We start from the raw sequence: 26,552 nt of genomic DNA, 5'->3' as shown, positions 1-26,552 counted from the left end.
TGCCTTTAAACAACCGCAAGGCGGCATGGTTATTATTCGAATGGCCAATATTCATGGAGGAAGTGGTGCGCCCTTTACCGATTTTTACCCTGACCCTGGCGATGTTGCTCTGGTCCAGCTCCTTTATCGCCCTCAAGCACGTGCTGGAGGTCTGGTCCTTCGGCCAGGTGCTGTTCATGCGGATGCTGGTGGCCGCCTGTTGCTGGCTGCTCTGTTACCGCCAGCTCGGCAACTTTCACTATCGGAAGGGGGACTGGCGCTGGCTGGCCCTGATGGGGGCGCTCGAACCCTGCCTCTACTTCCTGCTGGAGGTAAACGCCCTGCGCTACACCAGCGCCGGTCAGGCGGGCATGGTGTGCGCCCTCCTGCCCCTGATGGTGGCCCTGGTGGCCTTCGTACTGCTCAAGGAGCGGGTGAGCCGGCGTCAGCTGCTGGGCTTTGGCATCGCCATCTTCGGCATCGCCCTGCTGGGGCTGGGGGAGGGGGCGGATGAGTTCGCGCCCAATGCCCTGCTTGGCAACAGCCTGGAGATGGGCGCCATGCTCTGCGCCGCCACTTATTCCGTGGTGTTCAAGAAGCTCTCCAGCCGTTACGGGGTGATGACGCTCACCGCGCTGCAGGCCTTCGTCGGCACCCTCTTCTTCGCCCCCTTCGCCTTCTCCTCCCCCTGGCCCGCAACCTGGGCCTGGCAGGACATGGCGGTCATCGTCTTCCTCGGCGCCTTCGTGACCCTAGGGGCTTACCTGCTCTACAACTGGTCGGTGACCCAGGTACGGGTGACCCTGGCGGCGGCCTATGTGAATCTCATTCCGGTATTCACCCTGCTGCTCGCCTACCTGCTGCTAGGGGAAACCCTAAGCTCCCTGCAATGGGTTGCCTGCACCGCCGTGCTGACCGGCATCGCCGTGGGCCAGCTGCCGGCGAGGCGCCCCCGGGAGCCGGTTGCCACCGCAGGTCCTTGAACGCCCCTGTATGGACTACAGTCTGGGCAGACACTGTCGAGGAGCGGGCTTATGAGCGAGATGAGGTTATTGGCCAAGGCGCAGGCGCTGCTCGGCCACCACCCCTTCACCCTGACCGACGCCAGAGCGCTGGAGGCGCTGGAGGAGGAGGCCGTGGGGGAGGAGGGGCTCTGCATCGCCGAGCTGTGGGACGCGGCCCTGCTGCAGGCCGACGAGGAGGCCAGGCACTATCTCTCGGGGGAGGATTGACCCGAGGCATTGGACAAAACAACACGGGGCCAGGGGCCCCGTGTTGTTTGATGGGTTGGCGCCCTAGATGGAGAGGCTCTTGACGGTGTCCGAGACCGAGTTGGCGTCCTCGATGATCTCCTTGATGACCCCGGAGATGATGTTGGCCTGATCCTGCCCCGCCACCGCCTTGTCCGAGACGATGGAGACGGTCGCGGTGATGCGGGAGGTGATGTCCGAGTTATGCTTGATGACGGAGACGATCTCGCTGGTGGAGCTGGAGGTGCGCGCCGCCAGTTGCCGCACCTCGTCCGCCACCACCGCGAAGCCGCGCCCCTGTTCGCCGGCCCGGGCCGCCTCGATGGCGGCATTGAGGGCCAGCAGGTTGGTCTGATCCGCGATGCCGCTGATGGTGGAGATGATGGACTCTATGCTGCGAGATTGCTGGTTGAGCTGCTCTATCTGCTGGCTGACTTCCCCCACCGAGGTGTTGATGTGGCGGGAGGTCTCCAGCACCTTGTCGATCACCTCGCGCCCACGAGCCGCGCTGGCCACCGTCTCGCTGGCGATGGTGCAGGCCTTCTGGGCCGCCTCCCGGGTGGAGATGGACTTCTCGACCCGCTCGGTGATGTCGCTCGCCAGCTTGATGATTTTGACCACCTTGCCTTCGTGGTTGAAGATGGGGTTGTAGGTCGCCTCCAGCCAGATCTTCTCGCCGCGATGACCGAGGCGCATGAAGAGGCCGGACTTGATGTCTCCCGAGCCGAGATCCCGCCAGAAGTTGGGGTTCTTCTGATAAAACTCGGGATCGCAGAAGAGGCGATGATGCTGGCCGACTACCTCCTCCAGCCTATAGCCGAAGCAGCGCAGGAAGTTCTGGTTGGCTGTGATGACGGTGCCATCCGGCTGGAAGTCGATGACGGCGAGGGACTTGTCCAGCGCCGCCAGCAGGGCCTGGGTGCGTTCGAGGGACGACTGCTGCTGGGTCACGTCGGAGGCCACCTTGGCCACCCGGACGACCCGCCCCTCGGCGACGATGGGGAAGTAGGTCGCCTCCAGCCACACCGCCTTGCCCGATTTGGCCTGGCGGATGAAGCGGCCGCTGCGAAACGCGCCGCCCCGCAGATCCTGCCACAGCTTCTCATACTCGGGGCGCTTGACGTCCTCGGGGAAGCAGAGGGTGCTGTGATGCTTGCCGATCACCTCCTCGCGGCTGAACCCCACTATCTGCAGGAACAGCTCGTTGACGAAGGTGACTATGCCTGCCGGGGTGAACTGGATATAGGGTACCTGGGACTGGATGGCATGCTCGAAGGCGCTCAACTCCGCCATCTTCGCCACCTGTTCACTCGCTTCTTGGTTTGCCTTGCGATTCCAGAACATAGGGAACTCCTCCATGAGATCCTTGAATGGGTCATAACGGTTATTTGAGCTTGTTAACAATAGCGGCAATCTCCGATAAAACTGAACATGCCGTGAATGAAACTTTTGTGTATTTCGCCGTTTAATTTGGGATTAATTCGTTTATATCCTGCAATTTCACCCATCTGTATTCAAATGAACTCGTTTTTGGCCGGTCCGCGCCATCTTCTGTCTGGTCCATGGATAACACTATGGTGGGCACCTCACCATTGCCCAAATGGCGGTTCGGCCTCTTCGCTCGCTTGCCGGGGGGCTGGCGCTGCCGGCCGGGGTGACAGAAGCCTCTTTCGAGACACCGTGTTGGGAGGAAGGGGGAGGGATTGGGGGAGCCTTGGCTCCCCCTCTTTAGTTTCGTATTCTCAGTCCCGAAGGCCGACCCGGCGGGTCGTGCTACTTCTGTTGCTGCAGGGTCTTTATCTGCTGGTTAAGGGCCTCCATCTCGCTCTTGTGGCGGCGGGTCATGGCCTGGATCTCGGCGGCCGAGCGTCTCTCGCCGGCCCCATCGGCCTGGGATCCTGTGGTGCCCGTCAACTGCTCGTTGTAGCGGGTGATCTCGCTGTTCATCTTCAGGGTCTTGGCCTCGGCCTCCGCGCGAAGGGCGGCCAGCTGGCGCTGCTTCTGGCTGGCGGCGAGATCCTTTTCAATCGCCTCTGTCTGCTTGCTGGCCTGGGTCACCGCCTCGGCGGGCGGAGTGTAGATGCGCAGGTCCATGGGCTTGGCATTCCCGGCGCAGGGGATGTCGCTGAAGGTGACGTTGCCGTTGACGGTACACTGGTAAACGGCGGCCTGGGCCAGTGGCGGGGCGAGCAGGCTGACGAAACAGATGACCAGAGTGCGTGACATGGATCCCTCCTTGGACCTTTACCCTGCGCTCGGGCAGGGGCTGGGCAGACTGTGCGCCAGCATCACCGGATACTTGAAACAATAGTCGTTTCCCCGGCTCATCCCACCCCAAATCGCCCTCATTCCGGTGCAAAAGGGTGGTGTTGAATCATTCAGGTTTCAGATGACCATCCCCTCGGCCTCTGCGAAGGGCCACGCGGAGATCCACCGGGTGGATCGGCTCGCCAGTGATCACCGGCCATCGGGCTGGCGGGTGTGGCATTATTTCAACTGTTCTTGTATAGTTGAAATGATTGTTCCAGGAGACAGATCATGAACAGAGACGCCGCAACCAAGGTATTCGAATCCCTCTCATCAGGCGTCCGGCTGGATGCCTGGCGCCTGCTGGTCAAGGCCGGGCCCGATGGCATGGTGGCCGGGGAACTGGCCAGCAGCCTGGGGCTCGCCGCCAATACTCTCTCGTTTCACCTCAAGGCGATGCTGCATGCCGGACTGCTGTCGGTCACGCAGGAAGGTCGCTTCTTGCGTTATCGCGCGAACATTTCCCTGATGGTCGAGCTGATCGGTTATCTCACCGAGGAGTGCTGTGCCGGCCACCCTGAGGCCTGCGGCATCGGCTGCATCGATCCCTCTACCCAGCTCGAGCAATCCTGCTGCGCCAAGGCCTAACCCATTCACCAAGCGTGTTCTTACCGGAGTTCAAATGTCTGCTGTATGTGATGAGAAGGCCGCGCTGGCCATCGGTTTTTTCGAGCGTTACCTGACCGCCTGGGTGGCGCTCTGTATCCTGGTGGGCATAGGGCTCGGCCAGGGGCTGCCGGAACTCTTCAAGGCCATAGGTGCCATGGAGGTGGCCAGGGTCAACCTGCCGGTGGGGCTGCTCATCTGGGTGATGATCATCCCCATGTTGCTCAAGATCGACTTCGGCGCCCTCCATCAGGTGAAGGGGCATATGAAGGGGATAGGGGTCACCCTCTTCATCAACTGGCTGGTCAAGCCCTTCTCCATGGCCTTCCTCGGCTGGTTGTTTATCCGGGGCCTGTTTGCCGACTGGCTGCCGGCCGATCAACTCGACAGCTATGTGGCGGGTCTGATCCTGCTGGCCGCCGCCCCCTGCACCGCCATGGTATTTGTCTGGAGCCGCCTCACCCACGGTGATCCCTACTTCACCCTCTCCCAGGTGGCGGTGAACGACCTCATCATGGTGTTTGCCTTTGCTCCGCTGGTGGCGCTGTTGCTCGGGGTTTCCAGCATAGTGGTGCCCTGGGATACCCTGCTCACCTCAGTGGTGCTCTATATCGTCATCCCGGTCATTCTCGCCCAGGTGCTGCGAAGCGTCTTGCTGCGCAAGGGTCAGGCTAGCTTCGATAACGCCATGGCGCGCATTCAGCCCTGGTCGGTGGCCGCCCTGCTGCTCACCCTGGTGCTGCTGTTCGCCTTCCAGGGCAATGCCATCATAGAGCAGCCGCTGGTGATCGCCTTGCTGGCGGTGCCTATCCTGATCCAGGTGTTGTTCAACTCGGGGCTGGCCTACTGGTTGAACCGCAGGGTGGGGGAGAAGCACTCGGTCGCCTGTCCCTCCGCGCTGATCGGAGCCTCTAACTTCTTCGAGTTGGCGGTGGCGGCCGCCATCAGCCTGTTTGGCTTCCACTCCGGCGCTGCGCTGGCCACCGTCGTCGGGGTACTGATCGAGGTGCCCGTCATGCTGCTGGTGGTGCGCATCGCCAACGCCAGCAAGCCCTGGTATGAAGCCGGCATCCGCTCATAACCCGTTTTATCCACTTGAATCACGAGAGAACCGCCATGAGTGCGATCACCATCTATCACAACCCGGAGTGCGGCACCTCCCGCAATACCCTGGCGCTGATCCGCAATGCGGGTATCGAGCCCAATGTCATTCACTATCTGGAGACTCCGCCGTCACGGAGCGAACTGCTGGCCTTGATCGCGGCCATGGGCATGCCGGTGCGCGAGCTGCTGCGCAAGAACGTGCCGCCCTATGAGACGCTGGGCCTGGCCGAGGTGCGTAGCGATGACGAGTTGATCGAGGCCATGCTGGCCCATCCCATCCTCATCAACCGCCCCATCGTCGTGAGCCCGCTCGGTACCCGGCTCTGCCGGCCCTCGGAGGTGGTGCTGGATATCCTGCCGACCCCGCAGCAAGGGGCCTTCACCAAGGAGGATGGTGAGCGGGTCGTCGACGAGAGCGGCAGACGCATCAAATAGCGCATCACCTCCCTCTCTCGAACCCACATAGCACCATGCCAGGGGGGCCACTGGCGATGGTGCTGGGCCTCCAGCATGGCGCTATGTCGGCCCTTGTCTGGTTACGCGATCCCGATATGGCTGGGGGAGCAAGCATTCCACCGGCGGCGCCATCGAAAATCCCGGTCCCGTTTGCCCATCGTCTTATCCCGAAGGGCTCTTCATTTCTTGCGGCGGGCTGCAGGCCATTCGTCTATTTTGCGCGGGTTCAACACATCAGAGCACCTAATCGCGGCAAGATGAGGTATCTTATGCCCCGATTTCATCCATCAAACGGATAAGAGACAACACATGATCATCAAACCCAAGGTTCGTGGCTTTATCTGCACCACCACCCACCCGGTTGGCTGCGAGGCCAATGTCCGTCGCCAGATCGCCTACACCCAGGCACAGGGCACCATCGAGAATGGTCCCAAGAAGGTACTGGTGATCGGCGCTTCCACCGGTTATGGCCTGGCTTCCCGCATCGCCACCGCCTTTGGCTCCGGCGCCGCCACCATTGGCGTCTTCTTCGAAAAAGCGGGCACCGAGACCAAGCCCGCCACCGCCGGCTGGTACAACTCCGCCGCCTTTGACAAGGCCGCCAAGGAAGCTGGCCTCTACGCCAAGAGTGTCAACGGTGATGCCTTCTCCAACGAATGCCGCGACACCGTGATCGATCTCATCAAGCAGGATCTCGGTCAAATCGATCTGGTGGTCTACTCCCTGGCTTCCCCGGTACGCAAGCTGCCGGATACCGGCGAAGTGGTGCGCTCTGCCTTGAAGCCCATCGGCGAGACCTACACCACCACCGCCATCGACACCAACAAGGATCAGATCATCACCGCCACCGTCGAGCCGGCGAATGAGGAAGAGATCGCGAACACCATCACCGTCATGGGCGGTCAGGATTGGGAGCTGTGGATGGCGGCCCTGCGCGATGCGGGCGTGCTGGCAGACGGCGCCAAGTCCGTGGCCTACTCCTACATCGGCACCGATCTGACTTGGCCCATCTACTGGCATGGCACCCTGGGCCGCGCCAAGGAAGACCTGGACCGCGCCGCCAGCGCCATCCGCGGTGATCTGGCCACCAAGGGCGGCACCGCCCACGTGGCCGTGCTGAAATCCGTGGTGACCCAGGCCTCCAGCGCCATCCCTGTGATGCCGCTCTACATCTCCATGGCCTTCAAGATCATGAAGGAGAAGGGCATCCACGAGGGCTGCATGGAGCAGATCTATCGCATGATGCGCACCCGTCTGTACGGCGCCGATCTGGCGCTGGACGAGCAGGCCCGCATCCGCATGGATGATTGGGAGCTGCGTGACGACGTGCAGCAGACCTGCCGCGATCTCTGGCCGTCCATCACCACCGAGAACCTGTCCGAGCTCACCGATTACACCGGCTACAAGCAGGAGTTCCTGCGCCTGTTCGGTTTCGGTCTGGACGAGGTGGATTACGACGCCGACGTGAACCCGGACGTGCGTTTCGACGTGGTCGAGCTCTGAGCCTGACCGCGATGAAGAGGGGGCCCTGCGGGGCCCTTTTTTTGTGGGAAATCATCGGGCTTCACCGAGTTTTATTATTCTCGATCACCTTTTTGACTCATCAAACCCGCTAGTCTTGCGCTGATCGGATCACGTGACGGCTCTGCCGAGGAAGGGAAACTATGACCAGCCCCCAAGCGGCGCGAAAGAAGCGCCAGCTCCCCACCGTTTATACCCTGCTCTTCATCATCATCGCCCTGATGGCGGCCCTCACCTGGGTGCTGCCGGCGGGCAAGTACAACTACGTCACCGCCGACAGCAAGCAGCCCGTGGCGGCCGCTGCCGTGGCGGATTACAGCGGCGGCGAGCGCCTGCTGCCGGTGCCCGGCAGCTACACCGAGCTGCCCGCTCACCCTCAGGGGGTGTTCGAGGTGCTCAAGGCCCCCATCCAGGGCTTTCACAAGGCGGCCGATGTGGCGCTGTTCGTGCTCATCATCGGCGGCTTCCTGGCGGTGACCATGCAGAGCGGGGCCCTGGATGCGGGGGTGGGCGCAATCGTGCGTGCCTTCGCCGGTCGGGAGCGGCTGCTCATCCCAGTGCTGATCGCCCTGTTCGCCCTCGGCGGCTCCACCTTCGGCATGGCGGAGGAGACGGTGGCCTTCTGGGCGCTCATCGTGCCGGTGATGATGGCGGCAGGCTTCGATCGCATGGTGGCGGCGGGGATCATCCTGCTCGGCTCCGGCGTCGGGGTGCTGGCCTCCACCGTCAACCCCTTTGCCACCGGCATCGCCTCCGGCTTTGCCGGCATCCCCATCGGCGATGGGATAGGCCTTCGCGTCGTTCAGTGGCTGCTGCTGGTGATCTTCGCCTCTTGGTTCGTGATGCGCTACGCCAGGCGGGTGCAGCAGGACAGGAGCAGCTCAGTGCTCGCCGATATCCAGTACGATGACGAGTTTGCCCAGATGAAGAGCGGGGACGGGGTCTTCAGCGGCAAGCAGAAGCTCACCATGGCGGTCTTCTTCGCCACTTTCCTGCTGATGATCTATGCGGTGGTACCCTGGTCGGATCTGGGGATCGACCTGTTGCCGACCCTGGGCTGGTGGTTCGATGAGCTCTCCACCCTGTTCTTCAGCGCCTCCATCCTCATCGCCCTCATCAACCGGATGCCGGAATCCAACTACGTGGCCACCTTCCTGAACGGGGCCCGGGATCTCATCGGGGTGGCGCTGGTGGTGGCGGTGGCCCGCGGCATCTATGTGGTGATGGAGCAGGGGGTCATCATCGACACCATATTGCACTGGGCGGAGGGGCTGGTGACCGGCCTGTCGTCGTCTGTGTTCATCCTGATGGCCTATCTGGTGCACATCATCCTGAGCTTCTTTATTCCCTCCACCTCGGGGCTGGCGACCGTCTCCATGCCGCTGATGGGGCCGCTCGCGGACTTCTCCGGCATCTCACGGGATCTGGTGATCACCGCCTATCAGTCCGCCTCCGGCTGGATCAACCTGTTCGCGCCCACCGCCGCGCACCTGGTGGCCGGGCTGGCGCTCGCCAAGATCCCCTACGATCGCTTCGTGCGCTGGGTCTTGCCATTCATCGTCGGGGTGGCCCTCATCACCATGGGAGTGCTGGTGGCCGGGGCCCTGCTGCACGGCTGATGGCGCCCGAAAGAGAGGCAACAAAAAGGCTCCCGCGGGAGCCTTTTTCATGAGCCGTGCTTACTGCTTGTAGCCCTTGAGGAAGCGGGCGAAGCGGCCGATGGCCTCTTCCAGCTCCTCTTCCCGGGGCAGGAACACCAGCCGGAAGTGATCCGGTGCGGGCCAGTTGAAGCCGGTCCCCTGTACCAGCAGCAATTTCTCTTGCTGCAGCAGGTCGAACACCATCTTCTGATCGTCGCGGATGTCATACACCTTGGGATCCAGGCGCGGGAACATGTAGAGCGCCCCCTTGGGCTTGACGCAGGAGACCCCGGGGATCTCGTTCAAGAGCTCCCAGGCCTTGTCCCGCTGACGGCGCAACCGGCCGCCCGGCAGGATAAGCTCGTTGATGCTTTGATAGCCGCCGAGAGCCGCCTGGATGGCGTGCTGCATGGGCACGTTGGAGCACAGTCGCATGGAAGCCAGCATCTCCAGCCCCTCGATGTAGCCACGGGCGCGCCCCTTGGGCCCTGTGATGACCATCCAGCCCTGGCGGAAGCCGCAGGCGCGGTACGCCTTGGAGAGGCCGTTGAAGGTCACCACCATCACATCGTCACACAGGGTGCAGACGCTGGTGTGGGCGATGTCGTCGTAGAGGATCTTGTCGTAGATCTCGTCGGCGAAGATGATGAGGTTGTGCTGGCGGGCGATCTCGATAAGCTCCAGCAGGAACTCGCTGCCGTAGACGGCGCCGGTCGGGTTGTTCGGGTTGATCAGCACCAGGCCACGGGTGCGCGGGGTGATGCGGGCGCGGATGTCGTCCAGATCCGGATACCAGTCGGCCCCTTCGTCGCAGCGATAGTGCACCGCATGGCCGCCGGAGAGGGTCACCGCCGCGGTCCAGAGCGGGTAGTCGGGGGAGGGTACCAGCATCTCGTCGCCGTTGTTGAGCAGCGCCTGCATGGCCATCACGATGAGCTCGCTCGCGCCGTTGCCGATGTAGATGTCGTCGATATCGACCTTGCGCATCCCCTTCTGCTGGTAGTACTGCATCACCGCCTTGCGGGCGGAGAAAAGCCCCTTGGAGTCGCAGTAGCCCTGGCTGTGGGGCATGTTGAGGATCACATCCTTGATGAGCTCCTCCGGCGCTTCGAAACCGAAGGAGGCCAGGTTGCCGATATTGAGCTTGAGAATGCGGTGGCCTTCGTCTTCGAGACGGCGAGCTTCTTTATGCACCGGGCCGCGAATGTCATAGCAGACATCGTCGAGCTTGTGCGACTTGTCGATAGTGAACATGGTGAGCGTGATTCCTTCCCCTGGGGGCGCGTTGGCAGAAAGCGTTTTTTAGTATCAAATATTTCTACCCCTATTCTTCACAGAATTGAATGCTAGAACAATCTAATTTATGGAATAAATCCCTGATATTTGGCCCAGAAACAGTGTTGCCAACTCGTTAAATTCAGCAGGATGTTTTGCCCGTTTACGCACCAGGTAGTGAAAGATTGGGAATGACCCCAGAAAGCCACTGCGGTGTATTGAAATAAGCGGCCCATCTGGCACGATTGGCTGGTCTGAAAAAGGGCGCCCGGCGTCCCGCCGCCCCCCTGAACGGGGTACTCTCATCCATCATAGAGGCGTTGTCATGCAAGCACCGGCACCCGGCCGTTATCGTCACTTCAAGGGGGGCCTCTATCGGGTGCTCACCCTGGCCCTTCATACCGAGACCCAGGAGCAGCTGGTCATCTATCAATCCGAGCAGGATGGCGCCGTCTATGCCAGACCCGTCGCCATGTTCATGGAGTGGATAGAGCACCAGGGACAGGTGGTGAGCCGCTTTACGCCGCTGCCGTGAGCCCACGCATCGACCCGTAAAAAAGGCGCCATCAGGCGCCTTTTTGCTGTGCAACCGTTCGGATCAGAGCCCCAGATTGGCTCTGGCATAGGCTTCGAAGTCGGTGCAGCCGCCGATGTGCTGCTCGTCCAGGAAGATCTGCGGCACAGTGGTGACCGGCTTGCCCGCCTTGGCGGCCAGATCGTCCTTGGTGAGCCCTTCGGCGTTGATGTCCACGTAGCGGAACTCGAAGTCATCGCGATCCTCGGTCAGTTGCTCGGCGATCTGCTTGGCACGGACACAATAGGGGCAACCGGGGCGACCAAAAATTTCTACAAACATCTTTTCTCTCCGTTAAGTGAGGCCCTTGAGGTGAAACTGGCCACAGCATAGTCCCGCCTCATGGCCAGTCAAAGTGGAAATGGCCGATACGGCCATTCGCCATATTCGATGGATCAGCCCTGCTAAAGACTGTTTATTGCTCGGCAATCTGAATGGGCTGCTGCTGGTAGATGCTCTCCAGAATGCCTTTCTCGAACACCGTTCGTGGCATGGAGCCGCCTTGCGGGCAAGGCGACTCCTCTGCTCAAGGCTGTTTATTGCTCGGCGATCTGGATGGGCTGCTGCTGGTAGATGCTCTCCAGAATGCCTTTCTCGAACACTGTCCAGGGCCAGGGGGCCTTGCTGGCGCGGTAGCGCTCGTGGGTGGCCGGATCCTGGGAGAGGCCGCGCTGGAACACCACGAAAGCCTTGCGTTGACCGCCTGCGGTATCGATGAAGCCCGCCAGGTTGGAGGTGCCCGTGATGGTGCCGGTCTTGGCGTGCACCTTGTTCTTCATCATGGGGGCGGTGACGCTGCGGCGCCAGGCCAGGGTACCGTCCACCTGGGAGCTTGGCAGCAGCTTGATGAAGTCGAGCTGGGCGTCGTTCTTCTGGATGAAGTTCAGTACCGACAGCATCTGGCGGGCGCTGATGAGGTTGTGGGCGGAGAGGCCGGAGCCGTCTGCCAGGGTGGCGTTACCCAGATCGATGCCGTTCTTGGTCAGGATGGCGCGCACCGCCATGGTGCCGCTGCGATAGCTGCCCGGCTTGTTGTAGTAGTGACGGCCGACGGTTTTGAGGAAGGTATCGGCGTAGAGGTTGTCCGATTTCTTCAGCATCTTGGAGAGCATGACCGGCAGGGAGACGGAGTAGTGGGTGGCCAGGGTCTGTGCACCCACCGGGGCCTGATGGGTGACTCGCAGCAGGCCGTCGTGGCTGATGCTGGCGCGGTTCATGGCCCAGCGGATGTTGTCCCAGCCCCAGGCTTCCACGTCGTGGATGGCAAAGCGCAAGCCTTGCGGCTCCTTGTTCGGGGTGATGCAGCCCTTGAGCTCATAGAAGTTGCCCTTGGCCATGTCTACTTCCAGGGCGCAGAACTGGCGCGCCATGTCCCCATAGCTCATCACCTCCACGTTGTCGGCACCTATGCCGATGGGCACGCCGGTGGCGACGTTGCCCACAGCGGGTTTGCCAATCTGGGTGGCGGTGACGGTGCCGTAGGCGCAGTTCTTGTCGATGATGACAGAGGAGACCGGGGCCGCGAAGCAGAGGGTCTGATCCCCCCATGACCAGCCATTGCCGCGCTCGTAGCCGTTGTAGGCGCCGGTGTTGACGTAGACGTTGCCCTTGATGCGGGTCACGCCGAGCTGCTTGAACAGGGCGACCAGATCCATGCGCGACAGAGTGGGGTCGCCGACGAAGTTGATCCAGATATCACCGTTGATGGCATCCCCTTGCTTGGCACCGGCCTGGGCCTGGATGTCGGTGGCGAAGCGGAAATCGGCGCCTAGCTCGAGGCGGGCGGCCAGGGCGGTGAGCACCTTCATGGTGGAGGCGGGAGCTATCATGTCGTCGGCGTGGCTCGCAAATTCCACCCCGTTGTTGCCCTGGACGATGACGGCGTACTGGCCTCCCTTGGGGGGGGTCAGCGGGGAGGCATGGGCCTGGAGGGAAAAGAGCGCCGCAAAGAGCGTGGCGAACAGAGCATAAAAACCAATCAACAGCCGCATAAGATCCTCAAACTGAACGAAAGGGGCCAGGCATCTCGCGCCATCCCCGATAATCAAAACCGGTATTTCACCTGCCAGGGTGCCATCAGCCGAGGGTATCGGCGGTGCGATAGCGGCCCTGATAGTCAAAAATTTTCTCCTTCACCTGCCAGAAGCGCCCGGATTTGCGGGCGATGACGAAGTCCGGGTGGCGGAACCGGCTCTCGGCGACCAGCACGCTCTCCAGGGTGGTGAATTCGGGCTCAAGGCCCGGGGCGGGCCAATGATGACGCACAAAGCGCTGTTGAAACAAGCGCCGTGCACCGCTCGAGTGAAAGCCGAAGTATTCCACCAGGGTCAGGCCGTCCTCGTCGTGGTAGGTCACCTCCAGCCGCTCCCCCTGTTTGCCGCGGCCGCTGACGAGGCTCAGGCCGGCGCAGCGGATCACCATGCAGTCCTTGAGATTGAGGGCCTCTTTCAGCTTGTCGTCCGGATCCACCAGCAGCTGATCGCAGGACTGGCAACGACGGGCGGCGATGTCGTTCTCGGCGCCGCAGGCGGGACAGCTCTTGGCGCGAAAACGGTAATCGCACTCCTCCCGGTTCCCCTCGTCATCCTCGAACAGCCCCTGACAGCGGCGGCCGTAGTGTTCGATCACCTTGCCATCCTCGTCCGTCTTGCCCCAGAAGATGTTGGCAAAACCGCAGGCGGGGCAGGGCACCTGCACCGGCTCCGTGCCGGCGTGGGGGCGAGGCTCGCCCACCTCGGGGGCGAACAGGTTGAAGTTGTTGCCGGCGTAGTCGAGCACCAGGCAATCCTCCTTGCCGGGGGAGAGGCGCAGGCCCCGGCCGACGATCTGCTGGTAGAGCGACACCGACTCGGTGGGCCTCAGCATCACGATGAGATCCACGTGGGGGGCATCGAAGCCCGTGGTGAGTACCGCCACGTTGACCAGGAACTTGAGCTCCCGTCCCTTGAACGCCTGGATCAGGGCGTCGCGCTCCGGCCCCGGGGTCTCCCCCGTGATAAGGGCGGCCTGTTCCCCCTTGCTCTGGAGCAGGCCGTGGATCTCCCGGGCGTGCTCCACGGTGGCGGCGAAGATCATCACCCCCTGCCGCTTGGCCGCATAGTCCATCACCTGGCCGATGATGTGGGGGGTGACCCGCTGCTGGCGCCTGAGTTCGCCGTTGAGGTCCGCCTCGCTGAACAGGCCGTTCTCGCGGGGGACGAGCCGGCTGAAGTCGTAGTGGACTATGGGGGCATCGACCAGACGCGGTGGCGTCAGGTAGCCATTCTTGACCATGAAGCGAAGGGGCAACTCGAACACGCAATCCCCGAACAGTCGCTCCCCGTGGCTCTTGACCATGCCGTGATAGTGGCGCCGGTAGATCCAGCCCAAGCCCAGCCGGTAGGGGGTGGCGGTGAGGCCGAGGATCTTGAGGGCCGGATTGCCGGCCTTGAGATGGGCGATCACCTGATGGTACTGGCTGTCATCTTCAAGGGAGACGCGATGACACTCGTCGATGATGAGCAGGGAGAAGGCGCCATCGAACGCCGCCAGGTTGCGGGCCACGGATTGCACCGAGCCGAACACCACCTGCGCCCTGGCCTCCTTGCGATCCAGCCCGGCGGCGAAGATATCGGCCTTGAGCCCCCAGGCTTCGTACTTGGCGTGGTTCTGCTCCACCAGCTCCTTGACGTGGGCCAGCACCAGCACCCGGCCACGGGCCTTGCGCGCCAGCTCGGCGATGACCAGGCTCTTGCCGGCCCCGGTGGGCAGCACCACCACGGCGGGATCCGGGTGGCGGCGAAAGTGCTGGATGACGGCGTTGACGGCGTCGGTCTGATAGGGTCTGAGAACGAACATGAGGCGGCGAACTGGTGCAAGGTGGCGCCATTATAGGGATCTTGCCATCAAAATGCAGCGTGAGGGGAGGCAGTGGCCGGAGAGGTAGGAAATCGAGGGCAGTTTTCTGTGCAAATAAAACGGGCCGGCAGATGCCGGCCCGTTGTCACAACAATCTGTCTTAGTGGAAGGGGAACAGGTAGTTGAGCCAGCTACCCATACGCATCAGGATCTTGCGCATGATGGCCACGTGGTGGACATGCTCGGTGTAGATGGCGGCCTGGCCGCTGGAGCCCGCGATCACCTGATACTTGGCCCACTCGGGGTCGGTGATCTCGAGGATGATGGGCAATCGACCCGGTACCTGGGCCGTGGTCTGGTCGATGAGACCGGCCTGGGCCTGGATGTTACCCGGTGCCATGGCGGGGATCACCGACTGCACCCTGGCCTTGAAGATGCGGCCGGGGATGCCGTCCAGCACCACTTCGGCCTCATCCCCCGCCTTCAGGCGCTGCATGCTGTTCTGCCAGAACCAGCCGACGTAGGAGTTGGCGTCCTCGTTGATGAAGGTCATCACGGGGCGATACATGAAGGGGGCGGCGATCATGCCAGGGCGCAGGGCCAACTGCACCACGTGACCGTCTGTGGGGGCATAGACCACGGTCTGCTCGAGCTCGTACTTGGCGATGTTGAGCTGGGCGGTGAGATCATCCAGCGACGCCTTCTGCTGGTCAATCTGGGCGACGATATCGTCCACGTTGGCCTGGGTCACGTCCAGATCACGCTGCTTGCCGATGCCGCGACGCACCAGCTCCAGGGCGCGATCCCGGTCCAGACTGGCGGAGCGCAGCCGGGCATCCAGGGCTTTCAGGAAATCAGTGTTGGAGGCGAGCCGTGCGGTCAGGCTGGCGACGCGCTCCTGGAAGGGCACCGCATCGAGACGGAACAGCACGTCCCCCTTCTTGACCGGCTGGTTGGCCTTGACCGGCACCTCGCTGACGCGGCCCTTGACCAGCGGCACTATGGGGGTGGAGACGTAGTAGTTGCGTGCCAGCTCCGAATAGGGGTGGTTGTAGTTCATCAGGGTGATGAGGGCCCCGATGATGAAGACGCCACCGAGCACGGCGGTCGGCACGGTCCACTTGTTGAGCGGGATCTTGAAGATCTTGAAAATGCCTATACAGATGGCGGTATAGGTGAGGATCAGTAGCAGGTCCATGGAGAGTTACCTATTTGTCAGTCTGTTCGAGCGTGTTCATGCGGGCTTGCAAGGCGGCTACTTCTTGTCTGAGCGCGTTGAGCTCATCTTCGTCTTTTTGCAGGCGCTGGCTGAAGCCCCAGCCCCGATCCGGGCGATAGACGGTGGCCCAGATCCAGAGGAATGGCCAGAGCACGTGCAGGGTGAACAGGCTCACCCAGCCGGCCACATGTATGGCGTCCTGGTGGGGGTGATTACGATGCTTGGCTATTTCGTACGGAATATCGTGAATGACGATGATCCCGTAGAACATGACCAAGACGACAAACACCAGAATGCCCAGGGCTATGTAGTCAAGTACCATCGATTTCTCCCATCTGAGTCGCTAAAAATGCCCCGATTGTCGAATCGAGGCATCCGGCCATGATGACAGCATATTACGTCGGCGCAAGACTGCAATCAGAGAGTTGGTGTGCTGGTACAGCCATGGTTCATCGGTTGCTCATTTATCGCACAAAATTGATTTGGTTAGATAAAATCAAACTGCAATGGATGCCCGTGCGGGGGCCCAGGGAGAGGTGAGCCTGATGAACAAATGGCGCTGTAGTGAGGGATGGCGGCTTGGTCTGTTGCTGATCTGCCTGTTGTTAGCCCGCGTTGGCTGGACGGCCGAGCCCAGGATGGAGCCCAATGCGCAGGAGTTGGCCCAGACCCTGATCCTGCTCCACGAGCCCATCGTCATGCTGCCGGCAAAATATGGCAGCCTGGATGGGGCGGCCAGGGTACGGCTGGCCCATGAGCGGATCCAGCGGATGGCACCCAGCGACCTCATATCGCCGGTGACAGTGGCGCAGGGCACCCGACACGGCCAGGACAGCCGGGAGTTCCTGGCCAACGGCAAGCGCATTCTGGTGCTGCTGGCGGGGGATCTTGATGAATTCGACGAGCTGACCCTGGATCAGGCGGCCGAACGCGTCAAAAACCGGCTCGACGGGGTGCGCATCAAGTATCTCGAACTGCACTCGGCCCCCTATTTGCTCAAGGCCGTCGGCAAGACGCTGCTAGTGAGCCTGCTCTTCTTTGCGCTGGTCTGGTTGCTGCAAAGGGGGCTCAGGCGCGTCAAGAAATGGCTCGCCAACCGGCTGTTGCTGCAAAAGGGGCTGATCCCCCACCAGTGGCGCCAGGTGGCGGGCAATGTGGAGGCCAGGCTGCTGAGCCTGCTGGTCTTGCTGCTGATCTTCGGGATCACCTACGGCTGGCTCACCTATGTGCTCGGGCTCTTCCCCCAGACCCGGGCCTGGAGCGATCGCCTCGGAGACTCCCTGTTTGCCCTGTGCGCCGACATGCTGGAGGGGATCATCGCCGCCATGCCGGGGCTGGTGACCGTACTCCTCATCATCGTCATCACCCGCTTCTTCATCCGGATGCTGGCCATCCTGTTCGATCGCATCGAACGAGGGCAGTTCAGGCTGCAGGGGTTGCATGCGGAGACCATAGGCGCGACCCGGCGATTGCTCTCCGTGGTGATCTGGCTGTTCGCCCTGGCGGTGGCCTACCCCTATCTGCCGGGGGCCGACTCCGATGCGTTCAAGGGGATCAGCGTCTTCTTCGGCCTGATGGTGACGCTCGGCTCAGCCGGCGTGATGAACCATGCCATGAGCGGTCTGGTGCTCATCTACTCCCGCGCCTTACGGCCAGGGGATCTGGTGCAGATAGGGGATGTGGAGGGCATGGTGACCGAGCTCAACGCCCTCTCCACCAAGCTGGTCACCCGTCAGGAGCACGAGGTGACCCTGCCCAATGCGGTGGTGGTCGGTGGCCGGGTCACCAACCTCACCCGGCTGGCGGGTGCCAAGGGGGTGGCCCTGCTGACCAAGGTGACCATAGGCTACGACACCCCCTGGCGTCAGGTGCACGCCATGCTGGAGCTGGCGGCCAGGCGCTGCCAGCTCATCAATCAGGATGAGCCGCCCCTGGTGCGTCAGCTCAACCTGCAGGACTGGTATGTGGAGTACGAGCTGCAGGTGCGCATGAAGGGGGATCTGCTGCCGGCGCCGGTCAAGACCGAGCTGCACGGCCATATCCAGGATGTGTTCAACGAGTTCGGGGTGCAGATCATGTCCCCCAACTTCATCGCCCAGCCGGAGCAGGCGGTGCTGGTGGCGAAGGCGCACTGGTATCAGGCTCCCGCCGAGGCGCCGCCCCAGCCGCCAAGGGGCGGATCGGGTTCGGACAGTCAGGGATAGAGGAGGACAGAAATGGAAGAGGCCCGGCAGCGATGCCGGGCCTCTTGTTTTTCAGGAGGAAGGGTTATCCACGCTCCTCGGCCTGGGTCAGACGGGAGGGTCTGAACTTGACCAGGAAGGCCAGGGTGATGAGGGCGGTGGCCACCAGCCCGATGATGGTGGAGGTGTTCATCGCCAGCCCGAAGCCGATGGGGGCGTTGGCTAGGTAGGTGATCACCACGGCGGTCATGAAGATGGCGGGAATGGTGCAGACCCAGTGCAGCTTGCCCTCCTTGATGAGGTAGGCGGCGGCGGCCCACAGCATGATGACGGCCGTGGTCTGGTTGGCCCAGCCGAAGTAGCGCCAGATCACCCCGAATTCCGCCTTGGAGATGATGAAACCCAGCACAAACATCGGGATGGCGATGAGCAGGCGCTTCGCCATGGGCTTCTGGGTCAACCTCAGGAAGTCGGCGATGATGAGGCGGGCGCTGCGAAACGCGGTGTCACCCGAGGTGATGGGCAGGATCACCACGCCGAGGATGGCCAGGATGCCGCCGACGGTGCCGAGCAGACTGGTGGAGACTTCGTGTACCACGGCCGCCGGGCCGCCATTCGCCAGGGTGGCGTTGAGCGCTTCGGTGCTGTCGTAGAAGGAGAGACCCAGGGTGCACCAGATGAGGGCTATGATGCCTTCACCTATCATGGCGCCGTAGAAGATGAAGCGGCCGGACTTCTCGTTTTGCATGCAGCGCGCCATCAGCGGGGACTGGGTGGCGTGGAAGCCGGAGACGGCACCACAGGCGATGGTGATGAACAAGAGCGGCCAGAGCGGCAGCTCGGTGGGGTGCAGGTTGGAGAACTCCATCCCGGTGTTGTAGAAGCCCTTGCCGGAGACCATGAGGCCGATGATGAGGCCGACCGACATAAACACCAGCAGGGCGCCGAAGATGGGGTAGAAGCGGCCGATGATCTTATCGATGGGGACTATGGTAGCCAGAATATAGTAGGCAAAGATCGCGGCTATCCAGTAGACCAGATCGGTGGCGGTGAGGTTGGCCAGCAGACCCGCCGGGCTCAGCACGAACACCACGCCCACCAGCATCAAGAGCACCACGGCAAACAGGTTCATGAAGTGCTTGGCGGCGGTACCCAGGTGCTCACCGACCACGGTCGGTACCGAGGCGCCCTTGGCGCGCACCGACAGCATGCCGGAGAAGTAGTCGTGGACGGCGCCGGCGAAGATGCAGCCAAACACTATCCAGAGCATGGCGACCGGGCCGTAGAGGGCACCCAGGATGGGGCCGAAGATGGGGCCGACCCCGGCGATGTTGAGCAGTTGCACCAGGTAGACCTTCTTGTCCGACATGGGCACGTAGTCCACGCCGTCGGCCATGGTGATGGCGGGGGTCGCCAGCTCGGGTTTGGGGCCAAACAGCCGCTCGATGAATTTACCGTAGGTGAAATAGCCTGCCACCAGCAGGCCGACACAGAGGAAGAACCAGATCATTGCTACGCTCCAGCATTGTTATTTTTTGGTGTGCGCGGCGAGTCTAGGGGGTGTCTCCTGTTAACGGCAGGTAAAGGTCGTGAGCGGCGCCATGGCGGTGCGAGCGGCGATGGGATGTGATCCTGCGCACAGTCCCCTTCTCTATCTGATGCCGAAAGAGTCACCTATTCCAGGCCCAGCTCGTCCTTGAGCGCCTTGAGATAGCGGCGGCTGACCGGCACCCTGGCGCCACTCGGGGTGACTATTTCCGCCAGCTGGTTATCCAGCAGCCGGATCTCGAAGATGGCGGCGGGGGCCACCAGATACTGGCGGTGGCAGCGCAGCAGCGGGGTCTTCTCCTCCAGGGATTTCAGGGTGAGCTGGGTGTGGAACTGCTCCCCCTGGCAGGCCACGTGCACGCCACCGAGATCCGAGAAGGCGTACTCCACCTGCTCGATGGGCAGCAGCCTGACCCTGTTGTGCAGGTAGCCCGGGATGTGGCGTATGGTCGGGGCCAGCGCCGTCACCGGCAAGGGGCTGAGATCCTGCCGCAACCGCCCCAGGGTCTTGGCGAGGCGGGCAGGCTCCACCGGTTTGAGCAGGTAGTCGAACGCGTTCTCTTCGAACGCCTGGATGGCGTAGTCATCGAAGGCGGTGACGAAGACGATGCGGGGCAGGGGATCCAGCATGGCGACCAGATCCATGCCGCTCAGCTTCGGCATCTGGATGTCGAGGAAGACCACATCCGGCTTGAGTGACTGGATGAGGGGCAACGCCTCGATGGCATTGGCCGCCATGCCCAGGATCTCGATGTCGGCCTCGGGGGCGATCAGCTCCGCCAGCTCTGCACGGGCATAGGGTTCGTCATCGACGAGGATAACGCGGATCATGTCATCTCCTTGGTAAGGCATTCGGGGGTCTTGGGCAGGGTGAAACTGACTCGGGTCCACTGCTCAGGCTCGCACGCGACCTGGATGCCGAAACGCTCGCCGAAGGCGCTCTTGAGGCGGCGGTCGACGATGCTCATGCCAAGCCCATCTCCGCCGGCGCCGGCCTGCCAGGCGCCGGCGTTGTCCTCCACACAGAGGATGACCTTCTCCTCCTGTTCCTCCACGAAGAGACGGATTTTTCCCTGCTCCAGCAAGGAGCAGATGCCGTGCTTGATGGCATTCTCGATGAGGGGCTGCAGGGTGAAGCTCGGCAGCTTCAACTCCCCCAGATGGGGCGGGATCTCGTTTTGCACGCTGAGGCGCTCCCCGAAGCGGGCCTGCTCTATCTCCAGGTAGGATTGGCAGTGCTCCAGCTCCTCCTGCAGGGTGACCAGCCCATCCTGGCGTTTGAGGTTTTTGCGAAAGAAGCGGGAGAGGTGAAGCAGCAGCTGGCGCGCACGCTCGGGCTCACGCCGTGTGATGGCGCTGATGGTGTTGAGGGTGTTGAACAGGAAGTGGGGGTTGATCTGAGCCTGGATCAACTTGAGCTCGGATTGCACCAGCAGCCGCTGCTGCTGCTCCAGCCGCCCGCTCAACAGCTGCTGTGACAGCAGGTTGGCGATCCCCTCTCCCAGGGTGTGGTTGATCTTGAGGAAGAGCCGCTTCTTGGGCTCATAGAGCTTGATGGTGCCGATCACCCCCTTGTCCCCCTGCAGCGGGATCACCAGCACTGAGCCGAGTTGGCAGGAGGGGGAGATGGTGCAGCGATAGGGCTGGCGGTTGCCATCGGCAAACAGCACCCGGTTCTGGGCGATGGCCTGCTGGGTGATGGCGGAGGTGATGGGGGTACCGGGCTTGTGGTGATCCTCGCCGATGCCGATGAAGGCGAGGATCTTGTCGGTGTCCGTGATGGCGACGGCGCCGACCCCCGTCTCTTCCTGCACTATGTGGGCGATCTTCTGGCTCGCCTCGACGGTGAAGCCCTGGGTCATGATGCCGACGGTGCGGTTGGCGATGGTGAGGGCCTTGGCGGAGAAGACCCGGGAGAACTTCTCGTACATCTGCTGCTGATCGCGGATCATGCTGATGAACAGCGCCGCACCGCAGGAGTTGGCGAGGATCATGGGGGTGGCGATGGTGCGCACCAGCAGCAGGGACTTGTCGAACGGGGTGGCGACCAAGAGGATGATGATCATCTGCAGCATCTCGGCATAGAGGGTGGTGAAGAAGGCGATCCTCGGCTTGAACAGATCCTCCACCCGGTTGGCCCGCATCAGCCGCCAGTGCACCAGGCCCCCCAGCAGGCCCTCGCAGGTGGTGGAGATGGTGCAGGCGAGATCGGTGAAGCCACCCAGGGTATAGCGATGCAGACCGCCGGTCAGCCCCACCAGAAAACCCACCAGAGGCCCTCCCAGCAAGCCCCCCAGCACGGCGCCGACGGCGCGGGTGTTGGCGATGGCATCGTCGATGTCGAGCCCCACATAGGTGCCGAGGATGCAGAAGGAGGAGAAGATGACGTATATCAGGATCTTGTGGGGCAGCCGGACTGAGTAGTTGGCGAGGGGGCGCAGCAGGGGACTCTTGGAGAAGAGGTAGGCGATGACCAGGCTGACACTCATCTGCTGGAGCAGGGAGAGGACTAACTGCATAAAAAACGTTCCTTAAAGCCAAACAGGACTATCAGGCCCTCACGGCGTTTTGTGATCCCGATCTCGCTTCATCCGGTGTCGTGGTGGGGCGGCGCGGCGCAGTGTGCCAGAACGGCTGAGTAAAACCACATAAAATCAGCATGTTAAATTGATATTTGTGTAATCGGCACGAGATTGATATTGCTGGTGGGTGCATGAATGTATCCGCAGGATACGCCACACGGAGGTGGCATGCTCCGCCCGGCTTTATAGCTGGGCGTTTTTTATTCAGCCCCGATAGGGAACGATTTTAAGGGGCGTCTGGCAATTATTCAGGTTTGTCCAATGAGTTATCCCCAGCTTCTGGGGATAACTCAGAATGCGAAATAGTAACAGAAGCGCCGAGTCAGGTTGAAGAAGGGGCGCTGCCCCTCATCGAGATCCTCCTGACGCAGGGTGGCGACTATGCTGCGCTCGTCTTCCCGCAGATCGAGCATGGCCACCCCTTCCGGTCGCTGGGCTCTGACATAGGGCAGCACCTTGGGCTTGAGGGGCATGGTGGGCTCGGTGGAGAGCACCAGGGCGACGGAGTCGTCATCGAGCCGCACCAGGGAGCCGGGGGGATAGACCCCCAGCACCTTGATCAGCAACCGGACCAGATCCTGGTCGAACTTCTTCTGGGAGAGTTTGTAGAGCTGGGCGATGGCCTGGCTCGGTGCCGCCGGGTTGGCGCTGCTGCGGGGGTGCAGCAGTTCGTCATAGTAATCAACCAGGCCGATGAGGCGGGGGAGGGGCGGTATCTCCCCGCCCTTGATGCCGAGGGGGAAGCCGCTGCCGTCGAGGCGCTCGTGATGCAGGTGGGCCACCTCGCGGATCCTGGGTTCAAAGGCCTGCAACTGGTTGAGCATCTCCAGCCCGTACTGGGGATGCATGTTGAGAAAATTCTGCTCGGCGCGGCTGAGATCTCCCCGCTTCTGGGTGATCTGGCCCGGGATCCTGAGCTCGCCGATGTCGTGGATGAGCCCGGCCAGCCCCGCCTCCTCGATCTCGATGGGGCTCATCTCCAGCTCCCGGGCCATCAACATGGCGATGAAGGCCACGTTCAGGCTGTGCTGCAGCAATATGTCCGTGTGCTGGCTGCGGATCAGGTGCAGGCCGAGGGGCCCCTGGTGCTCGACCAGACGGGCGGCGGCGTTGCGCACTATCTGCAGGGTGTTGGCCAGCCCCTCGTCGGGCTTGAGATTCAGGGCGCCGAGGGCGTCGCGCAGCTCGGACATGGACTGGCCGAACGCCTTGTCGGCGGCGCGAAGGGACTTGCGAAAGGCCTTCTCATCGAAGGCAGGGGCGCCCGGCAGGGGCATCTCCTGCTTGGGTTCGACTGGAATAGTCTGGGCATGTTCGGCGCGGAGCAGGGGTTCGAGGGGCAGGTCGCTCTTGTCGGGATCCACCATCAGCAGGCTGAGTTCGAGGTGGCGGAGGACGTCGAGTTGTTGCTGGTCGCGGATCTTGAAGGCATTGAACATGAAAGGGTGGCTGGTCCAGCCCGTGGGGAGATGGATGTAGTGGCCGACTCTTAACTGTTCGATGGAGGCTTGGATCAGCGCCATATGCTCGCTCTGGTGTCGTGTTTGCCTACCAATAAGCTAGCAAAATTAAACAGATAGACAAATAAAAAAGCCCGCGCATCTGCGCGGGCTTTTTTCCTCAGACCCGGTTATCAGGCCTTGGATTTCTTCTTGCTGTCTACCTTGGCTTCCACTTTGGCGGCAACCGGTGCGGCGGCAGGGGCTTCCTCGGTGAAGGGACGGCCGTAGTAGGTGTCCATCAGGATGGCTTTCAGCTCGGTGATCAGCGGGTAGCGCGGGTTGGCGCCGGTGCACTGGTCATCGAAGGCTTCCAGGGCCAGCTGGTCAACCTTGGCCAGGAAGTCCGCCTCGTTCACGCCGGCTTCACGGATGGAGGCCGGGATACCCAGGGTAGCCTTCAGCTCGTCCAGCCAGGTCAGCAGCTTCTCGATCTTGGCCGCGGTGCGGTCGCTGGCGGCGGTCAGACCCAGGTGGTCAGCCACTTCGGCGTAACGACGACGAGCCTGCGGACGGTCGTACTGGGAGAACGCGGTCTGCTTGGTCGGGTTGTCGTTCGCGTTGTAGCGGATGACGTTGCTGATCAGCAGGGCATTGGCCAGGCCGTGGGGGATGTGGAACTCGGCACCCAGTTTGTGGGCCATGGAGTGGCAGACACCCAGGAAGGCGTTGGCGAACGCGATACCGGCGATGGTGGCGGCGTTGTGCACCTTCTCGCGGGCAACCGGGTCGTTGGCACCGTTGATGTAGCTGGACGGCAGGTATTCCTTCAGCAGTTTCAGGGCTTGCAGCGCCTGACCGTCGGAGTACTCGTTGGCCAGCACGGACACATAGGCTTCCATGGCGTGGGTGACCGCATCGATACCGCCGAAGGCGCACAGGGACTTGGGCATACCCATGACCAGGTTGGCGTCGACGATGGCCATGTTCGGAGTCAGCTCGTAGTCGGCCAGCGGGTACTTCATGCCGGTGGCGTCGTCGGTCACGACCGCAAACGGGGTCACTTCAGAACCGGTACCGGACGTGGTGGTGATGCAGACCAGCTCGGCCTTCACGCCCATTTTCGGGAACTTGTAGATACGCTTGCGGATGTCCATGAAGCGCATGGCGAGGTCTTCGAACGCTGTGTTCGGGTGCTCGTACATGACCCACATGATCTTGGCCGCATCCATGGGTGAACCACCGCCCAGGGCGACGATCACGTCCGGCTTGAAGGAGTTCGCCATCTCGGCGCCCTTGCGTACCACGGACAGAGTCGGGTCGGCTTCCACTTCGTAGAACACTTCCACTTCCATGTTCAGCTTCTTGAGCAGACGAACCACTTCGTCAGCATAGCCGTTGTTGAACAGGAAGCGGTCGGTGACGACCAGGGCGCGCTTCTTGCCTTCCAGGTCGCCCAGGGCGATCGGCAGGGAACCACGACGGAAGTAGATGGATTTCGGAAGTTTGTGCCACAGCATATTTTCTGCCCGTTTTGCGACTGTCTTCTTGTTGATCAAGTGCTTGGGACCGACGTTCTCGGAGATGGAGTTACCACTCCAGGAGCCGCAACCCAGGGTCAGGGACGGGGCGAGTGCGAAGTTGTACAGGTCACCGATACCACCCTGAGTGGACGGGGTGTTGATCAGGATACGGGCGGTCTTCATCTTGTCGCCGAAGTACTTGATGCGGTCGGCGTTGCGATCCTGGTCGGTGTACAGACCGGAGGTGTGGCCGATACCACCGATGTTGACCATGTCACAGGCCATCTCGACGGCTTCTTCGAAGTTCTTGGCGCGGAACATGCCCAGGGTCGGGGAGAGCTTCTCGTGGGCGAATTCGTCTTCGGCGCACAGTTCCAGACCTTCACCGATGAGGATCTTGGTGGTAGCCGGTACGGTCACACCCGCCATGGCAGCGATCTTGGTGGCCGGTTGACCCACGATGTCGGCGTTCAGGGCGCCGTTGATCAGCAGCACCTTGCGCACCTTGTCGGCTTCGTCCTTGGAGAGGATGTAACCGGCGTGGGTGGAGAAGCGCTCCTTGACCTGGTTGTAGATGGAGTCAACCACGATGACGGCTTGCTCGGAGGCACAGACCACACCGTTGTCGAAGGTCTTGGACATCAAGATGGAGGCGACGGCGCGCTTCACATCGGCAGTCTCGTCGATGACGATGGGCACGTTGCCCGCACCCACGCCGATGGCGGGTTTGCCGGAGGAGTAAGCGGCCTTCACCATGCCCGGGCCACCGGTGGCCAGGATCAGGTTGATGTCGTCGTGACGCATCAGGGCGTTGGACAGCTCGACGGACGGTTGGTCGATCCAGCCGATGATGTTCTTCGGCGCACCGGCGGCAATGGCAGCATCCAGTACCAGCTTGGCAGCGGTATTGGTGGAATTCTTGGCGCGGGGGTGCGGGGAGAAGATGATGGCGTTGCGAGTCTTCAGGGAGATGAGGGCCTTGAAGATGGCGGTAGAAGTCGGGTTGGTGGTCGGAACGATACCGCAGATGATGCCTACCGGCTCGGCGATGGTGATGGTACCCATCTCGTCGTCCTGGCTCAGGATGCCGCAGGTCTTCTCGTCTTTATAAGCGTTGTAGATGTATTCGGAGGCGAAGTGGTTCTTGATAACCTTGTCTTCGATGATACCCATACCGGATTCGGCCACGGCCATCTGGGCCAGGGGGATACGGGCGTTGCTGGCGGCCAGGGCGGCGGCACGGAAGACCTTGTCTACCTGCTCTTGCGAGAAGCTGGCGAATTCACGCTGTGCTTCTTTGACGCGGGCAACCAGTGCATCCAGTTCAGCCAAATTGGTTACTGCCATGTTTATCTCCTGATGAATTGAAAACTGTTTAGTAAGACCTTGGCAATGCCCGGCAATTATAGCCGCCCTGTCAAGGAGAGAATCACCATAACGGGGTATTTACATGTCTTAGTAAACTGCTTTCTGACTCGATTATGAGCGGGGTCGCGCCAGAAAAACTTG

22 protein-coding genes and 1 pseudogene are annotated in these 26,552 nt (G+C 61.9%); 9 read left to right on the top strand and 14 right to left on the bottom strand.

The features are described from left to right. The first annotated feature begins 65 nt into the window (after window positions 1-65). Window positions 66-962, top strand: a complete 897-nt coding sequence (locus ACRCYW_RS08545; RefSeq protein ID WP_438549681.1) for a DMT family transporter — start codon at window positions 66-68, stop codon at window positions 960-962. A gap of 51 nt (window positions 963-1,013) precedes the next feature. Beyond that, entirely contained in the window at window positions 1,014-1,211 is a 198-nt protein-coding gene (locus tag ACRCYW_RS08540; RefSeq protein ID WP_438549680.1) for a hypothetical protein, read from the top strand. 63 nt (window positions 1,212-1,274) lie between these two features. Here ACRCYW_RS08540 and ACRCYW_RS08535 read toward each other — a convergent pair whose 3' ends face one another. The 3 genes and pseudogenes from ACRCYW_RS08535 to ACRCYW_RS08525 form a co-directional block, all read right to left on the bottom strand. Further along, window positions 1,275-1,673 (bottom strand): methyl-accepting chemotaxis protein, encoded by a 399-nt coding sequence (locus tag ACRCYW_RS08535; protein WP_438549765.1) that lies wholly within the window; start codon window positions 1,671-1,673, stop codon window positions 1,275-1,277. A gap of 141 nt (window positions 1,674-1,814) precedes the next feature. Next, a pseudogene (locus ACRCYW_RS08530) lies at window positions 1,815-2,522 on the bottom strand (PAS domain-containing protein); the annotation flags it as partial. 480 nt (window positions 2,523-3,002) lie between these two features. Further along, a complete protein-coding gene (locus ACRCYW_RS08525) occupies window positions 3,003-3,455 on the bottom strand; it encodes a DUF4124 domain-containing protein (RefSeq protein ID WP_438549679.1) in 453 nt (150 codons plus the stop codon). A 312-nt stretch (window positions 3,456-3,767) separates the two neighbouring features. On the opposite strand from ACRCYW_RS08525, the gene ACRCYW_RS08520 reads away from it, so the two are divergent. From ACRCYW_RS08520 to ACRCYW_RS08500, 5 genes are all read left to right on the top strand, one after another. Then, the gene (locus ACRCYW_RS08520; RefSeq protein ID WP_438549678.1) at window positions 3,768-4,124 is read left to right on the top strand and encodes an ArsR/SmtB family transcription factor; all 357 of its coding nucleotides are present in this window, start codon (window positions 3,768-3,770) and stop codon (window positions 4,122-4,124) included. 34 nt (window positions 4,125-4,158) lie between these two features. After that, the gene (gene arsB, locus ACRCYW_RS08515) at window positions 4,159-5,223 is read left to right on the top strand and encodes an ACR3 family arsenite efflux transporter (protein ID WP_438549677.1); all 1,065 of its coding nucleotides are present in this window, start codon (window positions 4,159-4,161) and stop codon (window positions 5,221-5,223) included. 35 nt (window positions 5,224-5,258) lie between these two features. Further along, window positions 5,259-5,681: an arsenate reductase (glutaredoxin) gene (arsC, locus tag ACRCYW_RS08510; RefSeq protein ID WP_438549676.1), complete on the top strand. Its 423-nt coding sequence runs from the start codon at window positions 5,259-5,261 to the stop codon at window positions 5,679-5,681. Window positions 5,682-6,011: 330 nt separating this feature from the next. Then, a complete protein-coding gene (gene fabV / locus ACRCYW_RS08505) occupies window positions 6,012-7,205 on the top strand; it encodes an enoyl-ACP reductase FabV (protein WP_438549675.1) in 1,194 nt (397 codons plus the stop codon). A 161-nt stretch (window positions 7,206-7,366) separates the two neighbouring features. Further along, window positions 7,367-8,842, top strand: a complete 1,476-nt coding sequence (locus ACRCYW_RS08500) for a YfcC family protein (protein WP_438549674.1) — start codon at window positions 7,367-7,369, stop codon at window positions 8,840-8,842. Window positions 8,843-8,902: 60 nt separating this feature from the next. Here ACRCYW_RS08500 and ACRCYW_RS08495 read toward each other — a convergent pair whose 3' ends face one another. Further along, window positions 8,903-10,117: a pyridoxal phosphate-dependent aminotransferase gene (locus ACRCYW_RS08495; RefSeq protein ID WP_438549673.1), complete on the bottom strand. Its 1,215-nt coding sequence runs from the start codon at window positions 10,115-10,117 to the stop codon at window positions 8,903-8,905. Window positions 10,118-10,463: 346 nt separating this feature from the next. On the opposite strand from ACRCYW_RS08495, the gene ACRCYW_RS08490 reads away from it, so the two are divergent. After that, a complete protein-coding gene (locus ACRCYW_RS08490; RefSeq protein ID WP_438549672.1) occupies window positions 10,464-10,673 on the top strand; it encodes a DUF1653 domain-containing protein in 210 nt (69 codons plus the stop codon). Between the two features lie 63 nt (window positions 10,674-10,736). Here ACRCYW_RS08490 and ACRCYW_RS08485 read toward each other — a convergent pair whose 3' ends face one another. From ACRCYW_RS08485 to ACRCYW_RS08465, 5 genes are all read right to left on the bottom strand, one after another. Beyond that, complete coding sequence (locus ACRCYW_RS08485; RefSeq protein ID WP_349921817.1) at window positions 10,737-10,994, bottom strand: GrxA family glutaredoxin; 258 nt, start codon at window positions 10,992-10,994, stop codon at window positions 10,737-10,739. A 254-nt stretch (window positions 10,995-11,248) separates the two neighbouring features. Further along, the gene (dacB, locus tag ACRCYW_RS08480; protein ID WP_438549671.1) at window positions 11,249-12,703 is read right to left on the bottom strand and encodes a D-alanyl-D-alanine carboxypeptidase/D-alanyl-D-alanine endopeptidase; all 1,455 of its coding nucleotides are present in this window, start codon (window positions 12,701-12,703) and stop codon (window positions 11,249-11,251) included. 85 nt (window positions 12,704-12,788) lie between these two features. Next, the gene (locus ACRCYW_RS08475; protein WP_438549670.1) at window positions 12,789-14,549 is read right to left on the bottom strand and encodes a DEAD/DEAH box helicase; all 1,761 of its coding nucleotides are present in this window, start codon (window positions 14,547-14,549) and stop codon (window positions 12,789-12,791) included. A 160-nt stretch (window positions 14,550-14,709) separates the two neighbouring features. Next, window positions 14,710-15,747 carry an HlyD family secretion protein gene (locus ACRCYW_RS08470; protein WP_438549669.1) on the bottom strand — a complete coding sequence of 346 codons (1,038 nt, stop codon included), beginning with the start codon at window positions 15,745-15,747 and terminating at the stop codon, window positions 14,710-14,712. 10 nt (window positions 15,748-15,757) lie between these two features. After that, window positions 15,758-16,090, bottom strand: coding sequence for a DUF3302 domain-containing protein (locus tag ACRCYW_RS08465; protein WP_438549668.1), 333 nt, complete (start codon window positions 16,088-16,090; stop codon window positions 15,758-15,760). A gap of 223 nt (window positions 16,091-16,313) precedes the next feature. Here ACRCYW_RS08465 and ACRCYW_RS08460 point away from each other — a divergent pair, with 223 nt between their 5' ends. Then, entirely contained in the window at window positions 16,314-17,972 is a 1,659-nt protein-coding gene (locus ACRCYW_RS08460; protein ID WP_438549667.1) for a mechanosensitive ion channel family protein, read from the top strand. 64 nt (window positions 17,973-18,036) lie between these two features. Here the strand turns inward: ACRCYW_RS08460 and ACRCYW_RS08455 are convergent, their stop codons facing one another. From ACRCYW_RS08455 to adhE, 5 genes are all read right to left on the bottom strand, one after another. Further along, window positions 18,037-19,461: a carbon starvation CstA family protein gene (locus tag ACRCYW_RS08455; RefSeq protein WP_438549666.1), complete on the bottom strand. Its 1,425-nt coding sequence runs from the start codon at window positions 19,459-19,461 to the stop codon at window positions 18,037-18,039. Window positions 19,462-19,625: 164 nt separating this feature from the next. After that, entirely contained in the window at window positions 19,626-20,330 is a 705-nt protein-coding gene (gene btsR / locus ACRCYW_RS08450) for a two-component system response regulator BtsR (protein WP_438549665.1), read from the bottom strand. Continuing rightward, on the bottom strand, window positions 20,327-22,018 hold the full coding sequence (locus ACRCYW_RS08445; protein ID WP_438549664.1) for a LytS/YhcK type 5TM receptor domain-containing protein: 1,692 nt from the start codon (window positions 22,016-22,018) through the stop codon (window positions 20,327-20,329). Before ACRCYW_RS08445 ends, btsR begins: the two co-directional genes overlap by 4 nt. A 353-nt stretch (window positions 22,019-22,371) precedes the next feature. Continuing rightward, on the bottom strand, window positions 22,372-23,604 hold the full coding sequence (locus ACRCYW_RS08440; protein WP_438549663.1) for an HD-GYP domain-containing protein: 1,233 nt from the start codon (window positions 23,602-23,604) through the stop codon (window positions 22,372-22,374). A 110-nt stretch (window positions 23,605-23,714) separates the two neighbouring features. Then, the gene (gene adhE, locus ACRCYW_RS08435; protein WP_438549662.1) at window positions 23,715-26,390 is read right to left on the bottom strand and encodes a bifunctional acetaldehyde-CoA/alcohol dehydrogenase; all 2,676 of its coding nucleotides are present in this window, start codon (window positions 26,388-26,390) and stop codon (window positions 23,715-23,717) included. Window positions 26,391-26,552 lie beyond the last annotated feature (162 nt).

This window comes from Aeromonas sp. (genome assembly GCF_051657805.1).
GTDB lineage: Bacteria > Pseudomonadota > Gammaproteobacteria > Enterobacterales > Aeromonadaceae > Aeromonas.
The sequence above is the reverse complement of the archived record's forward strand: the minus strand, read 5'-3'. Positions and strand labels throughout refer to the sequence as shown.